Below are 653 nucleotides of genomic sequence, written 5' to 3'. Positions count from 1 at the left end.
GAACTCTTCAAGCCATTTTTAAAAGAAAATCAGCTGAATCAAATATCAAAAGCGGCATAATAATCGGTACCAAGTCAATGACACCAAGGGTCAAAGGCTATTTTTTAACTGCAAAACTTGAGTTAAATAATGGAGTAACTTTAAAAAATCGCTTTGTCATGGCTCCAATGACAACAAAAATGAGTTTTTTTGATGGCGTCATCACCGAAGATGAGAAGCGGTATTATCAGATGCGAAGCAAAGAAGCCGGCGCAGTTATCACTGCGGCAGCCAATGTCTCTGAAGGGGGAAAAGGCTGGGAAGGTGAACTCGGAATTCACGATGATAGACACAATGATGGCATGGCATCACTTGCAACTGTGATTAAACATAAAGGGACAAAGGCCATTGTTCAGTTATATCATGGGGGGCGAATGACCAGTTCTTCTGTTCTAAGAGGTAAACAGCCAGTCGCTCCAAGTGCAGTCAAAGCAGAAAGACCGACCGCCGAAGAGCCTAGAACATTAGAAGAGGACGAGATCCTTCAGATTATCAGTTTTCCGAGCGAGAAAACCCACGGTTTCAATCGTGGGATGATAGCTCGGCAGGGATGAGGGTTCGCTTTGGCGAACTCGAAAGCCCTGTGATATATTCGAATATTTTTTGAGTATGTT

The 653-nt window shown here is 43.2% G+C and carries 1 pseudogene; it reads left to right on the top strand.

From position 1 onward, the window contains the following. Positions 1 to 77 precede the first annotated feature (77 nt). Positions 78 to 533: pseudogene (locus ACYQ4S_RS12115) on the top strand (oxidoreductase); the annotation flags it as partial. Positions 534 to 653: the final 120 nt, after the last annotated feature.

The sequence above is a fragment of the Alkalibacterium sp. s-m-28 genome, assembly GCF_054658175.1.
This window is presented reverse-complemented; position numbering and strand designations above follow the sequence as displayed.